This is a genomic window from Agrobacterium vitis, assembly GCF_037039395.1.
In the GTDB taxonomy this organism is placed as follows: domain Bacteria; phylum Pseudomonadota; class Alphaproteobacteria; order Rhizobiales; family Rhizobiaceae; genus Allorhizobium; species Allorhizobium vitis_E.
The window spans coordinates 1,222,501-1,229,846 of record NZ_CP146244.1 but is presented as its reverse complement, the minus strand read 5'-3'; the positions used below and the strand labels follow the sequence as shown (position 1 = coordinate 1,229,846).

At 56.4% G+C, this 7,346-nt stretch carries 5 protein-coding genes, 1 tRNA gene and 2 rRNA genes (1 of these 8 running past the window's edge); 2 read left to right on the top strand and 6 right to left on the bottom strand.

The features are described from left to right. Window positions 1-292: 292 nt before the first annotated feature. The 3 genes from V6582_RS26660 to V6582_RS26650 form a co-directional block, all read right to left on the bottom strand. Window positions 293-1,030 carry a hypothetical protein gene (locus tag V6582_RS26660; protein WP_156634910.1) on the bottom strand — a complete coding sequence of 246 codons (738 nt, stop codon included), beginning with the start codon at window positions 1,028-1,030 and terminating at the stop codon, window positions 293-295. A gap of 132 nt (window positions 1,031-1,162) precedes the next feature. Further along, entirely contained in the window at window positions 1,163-1,687 is a 525-nt protein-coding gene (locus V6582_RS26655) for a GNAT family N-acetyltransferase (RefSeq protein ID WP_337739422.1), read from the bottom strand. A gap of 3 nt (window positions 1,688-1,690) precedes the next feature. Beyond that, on the bottom strand, window positions 1,691-1,990 hold the full coding sequence (locus tag V6582_RS26650; RefSeq protein WP_156634911.1) for a DUF1778 domain-containing protein: 300 nt from the start codon (window positions 1,988-1,990) through the stop codon (window positions 1,691-1,693). A gap of 294 nt (window positions 1,991-2,284) precedes the next feature. Here V6582_RS26650 and V6582_RS26645 point away from each other — a divergent pair, with 294 nt between their 5' ends. After that, entirely contained in the window at window positions 2,285-2,488 is a 204-nt protein-coding gene (locus tag V6582_RS26645; RefSeq protein WP_113136943.1) for a hypothetical protein, read from the top strand. A 31-nt stretch (window positions 2,489-2,519) separates the two neighbouring features. Then, window positions 2,520-4,181 (top strand): recombinase family protein, encoded by a 1,662-nt coding sequence (locus V6582_RS26640; protein WP_156634912.1) that lies wholly within the window; start codon window positions 2,520-2,522, stop codon window positions 4,179-4,181. Here the strand turns inward: V6582_RS26640 and V6582_RS26635 are convergent. From V6582_RS26635 to V6582_RS26625, 3 genes are all read right to left on the bottom strand, one after another. Beyond that, window positions 4,138-4,214 (bottom strand) — tRNA-Met (locus V6582_RS26635). The two genes, V6582_RS26640 and V6582_RS26635, sit on opposite strands and share 44 nt — an antisense overlap. Window positions 4,215-4,443: 229 nt before the next feature. Beyond that, window positions 4,444-4,558, bottom strand: a 5S ribosomal RNA gene (gene rrf, locus V6582_RS26630). Between the two features lie 337 nt (window positions 4,559-4,895). Further along, window positions 4,896-7,346 (bottom strand): 23S ribosomal RNA (locus V6582_RS26625) (it continues 462 nt past the right edge of the window).

The following is a 7,346-nucleotide window of genomic DNA, read 5'->3' as shown; positions in this document are numbered from 1 at the left end:
GCGCCGGAGACCTCTTCTCCGACCCTTAACCCGTCACGAAAGCCCGATCCGCACTCTCACTCTACAGCAGCCATGCCGTGGCCAGCACCGTCGAACCGCAAAGCCTGATATCCAACGATATTGCAGCCTCAGCGACGGAGCGACCGTAGGCCAGCGGCGGCCTGGCTCCGCGTCAGGGATCAAAGCCAATCAGGCTGAAGACCCGCGACAGCGGGGCTTCAGCGCGAGCCGAGAGCCCGGCCCGAAGGGCGACGCCTGCTCAATCTCATCGGTCTTCCTTCATCACGGGAAATCAACCGCTGGCATTCCCGAATAGCGCGTCGCTTTGCTCAGTCACGAGCGTTTGGAACTCGCCGTAACATTCAGACAATCGAATGCACTGCGCCTTCAATTCGCATACTACCGTTTCCAGCTTATCAGGTTCGCTGCCACCCACTCCATAGCAGAGCTTTCCGCTATCTTTCGACGGCAGCCGCTTCACCATCTGCGTTATCCCGAGTTCGACCCGCGGGGTGAACCGATGCGTGTGCTTGCTGCGAAAGTCGTCTGTTGCCGTTTTATAATCACCCATGTCGACTGTATTGAGTGCCTTGATCAGCCTCTTCCAGGATCGCCAGGGCTTCGCCAATCTGACTGCGGCCTCTTCATTTATCCGCCAGTCTTCGGGAAGTGTCACGAAATCGTCCGACCATTCCTCATCCCTGCGTGTGCAGTTGGCCTGGTGGGACAGATGCGCGACCGCAAAATAAAATCTGGCTTTAAGAGTGTATGGACTGAGAAGCGCCGTGGAAGCCAGGTCTTGAACGAACTCGTGCAGCAGCAGGTTCTTGTCGCGGACATCAAGCCCTAGGATAACCTTGCTCCAAGCCTCAAGACGCATCGTGAGACCGGTCAGGTGATTGATCCCGTTGGCAAGATCTCGTGCGGCTTCATCGGCCAGATCGCGATAGACCATCTGCTGACGACCAAACTCCGTATCGAGCCGGATGGTTTTCGGCGGCTCGAACCACCCATATGGCATAAATGACATGCATGGTTCGACGTCTCGGAGAGCTTTCCGGTATGCAGAATATTTTGAAACGAGAACGTCGTCTTCGTGGTCCATTACCAAATGCGTTCTTTATGGCTTTTGCCGAGTTGCTTGAATTGTGAAGACTTCAGGTTAAGCGCCTTGCTCTTGCTGCCGCGCTTCCGCCAGCGATGCGGCGATTGCAGCGATCGAGCGAAACAGGACGAGAGGGTCGTCCTTCGAGGGCGTAAAACCTCGGCGCTGCCAGAACTGAGCCGCTTCGTGATCGACGGCATTGACCATCAGCGCCCGCCCGCCGATCAGAGCAGCGGCCTCGACGCAGCGCTCAAGGGCATGTTTCACCAGACCTGTGCCGATGCCATGCCCGGCCCATTCCGTGTCCGTAGCAAGCTGGCCGAGAAGAAGACAGGGAACCGGATCGGGCGGTTGGCCGGTGCGTATCGAGCGCGGCAGGATCGAAGGAATGACGGCCGTCGGCGCCAAGCCGTAATACCCGACGACGCGTCCAGCCTCGTGGACAACGAGAACCGCCGTGAAACCCTTTTCCTGATTGGAAAGCGCGCGCGTCTTCAGCCAATGATCGAGCGCAGGCTTGCCGCAAGAGAACTCGGACACATTATGTGCAGCGGTGAGAGATTCGGGAGCCGATAAAGTCACGGCTCACCGCTTCGCGACGTAGCCTGGCTCCCACGGCGCAGGCCGCTTGGCCAGTTCCACCATCTCGGGAACCGGAGCGGCCGGGCGGGACAGGACGTCCATGAAATCGGCGAAGCCTTCGGGACTCATGCGGATCAGCCGCTGTTCCATGACAATCTCTTCGGCGGCGCGCACGGCTGCGTCCCGCACGAAATCCGTGCGCGACCGGCCGCGCAGGGTAGCGGCTCGATCGATCATCGCGACGTCCGCTTCGGGCAGACGCATCGAGATCGGGTATTCCTTGCGTTCGACGGTGGTGGCCATGATTATCTCCTTGGGCGCAACATAATGACTTGTAGCGCCAAATGCAATACGCTATTATCGACCTTGTTCAAGGCTCGCCCTGCCTTGATGGAAAAAGACAAAGGGATAGCCACCGAGGAGTTCAGATGCGCCAGGAGCGGATTTCGCGGAGATTTCGTAGGTCATTTTACTACCCTAGAGCGCCCTGTTCTGCGCTGGCACGCTCCCTGATACGCGCAACTTCTCCGATGACCGCCAATTGTTCTGCTTTGAATTCAGTTGTTTATCTTGGTTTTTGCATGAATCCTGCCGGACATGACACCGGAAGCAAGCAAATCCAAGACAGCGGTTACGCAAAACGAGCGCGAAGAATTGCTCGAGGCGATGCTTCTCACTGCGCCGGAACTGACGTTTACGCCACGCGGCGACCCGGACCCCCGCCTCGTTCAACTTGCCCGCCTGCTCGGCAGGCAAATGGCACGTCAGAACTTCGAGGCGCTAGTGAAAAAGCGGGGGTGAAACGCCTCCCGAAGACGTTCGGAGACGTGATTTGAAAGTCGCCATCTACGCCCGCTATTCCTCCGACAATCAGCGCGACGCTTCCATCGCCGACCAACTCCGCATCTGCCGCCTTCATGCTGAGAAGCAGGGCTGGCAGGTGGTCGAGGAATACACCGACCACGCCATTTCCGGCGCATCGCTTCTGCGTCCCGGCGTCCAGGCGCTGATTAGCGACGCGACGCGCGGCCGCTTCCAGTTTGTCCTTGCCGAGGCGATGGATCGCCTGTCGCGTGACCAGGAGGACATCGCCGGCCTCTACAAGCGTATGGCCTATTCGGACGTGAAGATCGTCACGCTGTCGGAGGGGGAGGTCACGCATCTGCATGTCGGCCTCAAGGGGACGATGAACGCGCTGTTTCTCAAGGATCTCGCAGACAAGACCCGTCGCGGTCAACGCGGCCGGGTCGAAGCAGGCAAATCCGGGGGCGGCAACTCATACGGCTACGATGTGGTGAAGACGTTCGACGGCAATGGCGAGCCGGTTCGCGGCGACCGAACCATCAACGAAGCTCAGGCCAAGGTGGTCGAGCGCATCTTCCGTGACTATGCGCTCGGCAAATCGGCAAAGACCATCGCCTTTGCCCTCAACAAGGAAGGCATCCCGGCCCCTTCGGGTGGCGACTGGGGCTTTAGCACAATCAACGGCAATCCGAAGCGCGGAAACGGCATCCTCAACAACGAGATGTATATCGGCAAGATCGTCTGGAATCGCCAGCGCTTTGTGAAAGACCCGGACACGGGCAAGCGGCAGGCGCGACCCAACCCGGAATCCGAATGGATCATCCAGGATGTTCCCGAACTGCGCATCCTCGATGAAGCGCTCTGGCAAACGGTGAAGAAGCGCCAGACGGAAAACAAGATCGAGCGCGACGATAACGGCCATGCCGATGTGGGCGCCATCAACTATCGTCGGCGCCCGAAGTACCTCTTCTCGGGCCTCACCAAATGCGCATGCTGCGGAGGCGGATACTCCGCGATATCGGCCACGCTGATCGGCTGCTCGACAGCACGCAACAAGGGCACCTGCGAGAACCGCGTCAACATCCGGCGTGATGAACTGGAGTCGCGGGTTCTTAACGCGCTCCGAAGCCGCATGCTCGATCCGAAAATCTTCGCTGAGTTCTGTGACGCCTATACTCAGGAAATCAACCGCCTGCGCATGGAGAGCCGCACCAACATCGATGCGGCCCAAGCCGAGATCGAGCGGATCGATCGCGAGGAACAACGCCTCATGGACCTTTATCTGAAAGAGTCGATCTCGCTCGAAGCAGTGACGGAACGCGGCGGCAAGCTGAAGGGGCGCAAGATCGAACTCAGGGAGTTCCTCGCGACGGCCGACGAGCCGCCTCCCCTCCTGCATCCGGCGATGGCCGGTCAGTACCGACTACGTGTGCAGCAGCTCTACGAGACGCTTCAGGATGATTCCGAGGAGCGGCGGATCGAGGCTGCGGACGTCCTGCGCAAGTTGGTCGAGGACATCATCCTGACGCCGGCAGATGGTAAGATCGAGATCGATGTTCGGGGCGATCTCGCTGGCATCCTGACGATTGCGGCAGAACGCAAAAACCCCGCAGCTGGTAAGGCTGCGGGGTTATCGCAAGTAAAGATGGTTGCGGGGGCAGGATTTGAACCTGCGGCCTTCAGGTTATGAGCCTGACGAGCTACCGGGCTGCTCCACCCCGCGTTACCATTCTTGCATCCCGTTTGGGATATATTTCGACAGATCAAACGATTTTTGTTTGGGTTACCACCCGGGTTTTGTGGGCGGTAAGATGTCGAGTTTTGTTATTTTTGCCTCGTATTTCAGGGGCTTTAAAGCGAAAGAGCCGCTTGCGCGGCCCGAGGTTTTCGGCAGGGCCGAAGTGTGTGAGAGAAGAGTGTTTTGATGTATTTATCAACATTGCCATTAGCAGACCTGGCAGCGACCTACTCTCCCGCGTCTTAAGACGAAGTACCATTGGCGCAGGGGCGTTTCACGGCCGTGTTCGGAATGGGAACGGGTGCGGCCGCCCCGCCATGACCACCAGGTCAGCTAAGGGCAATGTTGATGCTTCGCATCAATAGTGTTCCCTTTTCTTTGGCAAACCCATCTTCTTCGCTTGCGCTCAGAAGGGTGCCAAAGCGTTAATACGGAACCGTATTGATGCTTTGCATATGTGAGAAGCTGGCGGGCGTTGCCCGTTTTTTTTGTGAACACGTCATTCGTCGACGTTTTGCTTGGCGCCTTCGGACGAAGTCCGCAAGCGCAAAGCGCGTCGCCGATCGTTCGGCGCCCTCGCGGAGCATAGGCTCGTATACGAGCCGCTCATGCGTGAGCGCTAAACAGATGGCTCATCGAGGAAGTCGATGAGCATTGTCAATGAGAACGATTAAGCCAATCGAGCTATTAGTAACGGTAAGCTTCGCAGGTTACCCTGCTTCCACACCCGTCCTATCAACGTGGTCGTCTTCCACGGCTCTGATAGGGAATACTCGTTTTCAGGTTGGTTTCCCGCTTAGATGCCTTCAGCGGTTATCCATTCCATATATAGCTACCCTGCTATGCCGTTGGCACGACAACAGGTCCACCAGAGATATGTCCATCCCGGTCCTCTCGTACTAGGGACAGATCCTGTCAATATTCCTACACCCACGGCAGATAGGGACCGAACTGTCTCACGACGTTCTGAACCCAGCTCACGTACCGCTTTAATTGGCGAACAGCCAAACCCTTGGGACCTGCTCCAGCCCCAGGATGCGATGAGCCGACATCGAGGTGCCAAACAACCCCGTCGATATGGACTCTTGGGGGTCATCAGCCTGTTATCCCCGGCGTACCTTTTATCCGTTGAGCGATGGCCCTTCCACGCGGGACCACCGGATCACTATGACCGACTTTCGTCTCTGCTCGACTTGTCAGTCTCGCAGTCAGGCGGGCTTATGCCATTGCACTCGACGACCGATTTCCGACCGGTCTGAGCCCACCATCGCGCGCCTCCGTTACTCTTTCGGAGGCGACCGCCCCAGTCAAACTACCCACCATACACTGTCCCGGATCCGGATAACGGACCGCGGTTAGACATCCATGACGATAAGGGTGGTATTTCAAGGATGGCTCCACTCGAACTGGCGTCCAAGCTTCAAAGCCTACCACCTATCCTACACATGCCGACACGAATGCCAGTGTAAAGCTATAGTAAAGGTGCACGGGGTCTTTCCGTCTGACCGCAGGAACCCCGCATCTTCACGGGGAATTCAATTTCACTGAGTCTATGTTGGAGACAGCGGGGAAGTCGTTACGCCATTCGTGCAGGTCGGAACTTACCCGACAAGGAATTTCGCTACCTTAGGACCGTTATAGTTACGGCCGCCGTTTACTGGGGCTTCGATTCAAAGCTTGCACCTCTCCTCTTAACCTTCCAGCACCGGGCAGGCGTCAGACCCTATACGTCGTCTTGCGACTTCGCAGAGCCCTGTGTTTTTGATAAACAGTCGCTACCCCCTGGTCTGTGCCACCCCTCTCCACTTGCGTAAAAAGGGGTCACGCTTCTTCCGAAGTTACGCGTGCAATTTGCCGAGTTCCTTCAACATAGTTCTCTCAAGCGCCTTGGTATACTCTACCTGACCACCTGTGTCGGTTTCGGGTACGGTCTATACGGTGGAGCTATTTCCTGGAACCACTCCACTGCACAATCAATCCAGTAAGACTGTACAATTTGTGTGATCCGTCACTACCACCAGGCCCACGAATATTAACGTGGTTCCCATCGACTACGCATTTCTGCCTCGCCTTAGGGGCCGGCTAACCCTGCTCAGATTAACTTTAAGCAGGAACCCTTGGTCTTTCGGCGAGGGGGTCTCTCACCCCCTTTATCGTTACTCATGTCAACATTCGCACTTCCGATACCTCCAGGATGTCTCACGACTGTCCCTTCACAGGCTTACGGAACGCTCCGCTACCACTTGCATTACTGCAAATCCTCAGCTTCGGTGCATGGCTTTAGCCCCGTTACATTTTCGGCGCAAAGACCCTTATTTAGACCAGTGAGCTGTTACGCTTTCTTTAAATGATGGCTGCTTCTAAGCCAACATCCTGGTTGTTTTGGGATCCTCACATCCTTTCCCACTTAGCCATGACTTGGGGACCTTAGCTGGAGGTCAGGGTTGTTGCCCTCTTCACGACGGACGTTAGCACCCGCCGTGTGTCTGCCGATTAGTACTCTCAGGTATTCGGAGTTTGGTTAGGATCAGTAAGACGGTGAGTCCCCATAGCCCATCCAGTGCTCTACCCCCTGAGGTATTCGATCGACGCACTACCTAAATAGTTTTCGCGGAGAACCAGCTATTTCCGAGTTTGATTGGCCTTTCACCCCTAACCACAAGTCATCCCAATCTATTGCAACAGATGCGGGTTCGGTCCTCCAGTTGGTGTTACCCAACCTTCAACCTGCTCATGGCTAGATCACTCGGTTTCGGGTCTAATGCAACTAACTCAATCGCGCTATTAACACTCGCTTTCGCTGCGCCTACACCTACCGGCTTAAGCTTGCTAGTTACACTAAGTCGTTGACCCATTATACAAAAGGTACGCAGTCAGGCTTTCGCCCTCCTACTGTTTGTAGGCATCCGGTTTCAGGTTCTATTTCACTCCCCTTGTCGGGGTGCTTTTCACCTTTCCCTCACGGTACTTGTTCGCTATCGGTCATGCACGAGTACTTAGGCTTGGAGAGTGGTCTCCCCATGTTCGAACAGGATTTCACGTGTCCCGCCCTACTCTAGGACAATGAGTGTTCTACGCGTACGGGGCTGTCACCCACTATGGCCAAGCTTTCCAACT

Excerpts from the sequence above, each read along its gene's own strand:
- V6582_RS26660 (WP_156634910.1), bottom strand. The coding sequence starts at position 1,030 with ATGTCATTTATGCCATATGGGTGGTTCGAGCCGCCGAAAACCATCCGG.
- V6582_RS26650 (WP_156634911.1), bottom strand. The coding sequence starts at position 1,990 with ATGGCCACCACCGTCGAACGCAAGGAATACCCGATCTCGATGCGTCTG.
- V6582_RS26645 (WP_113136943.1), top strand. The coding sequence starts at position 2,285 with ATGACACCGGAAGCAAGCAAATCCAAGACAGCGGTTACGCAAAACGAG.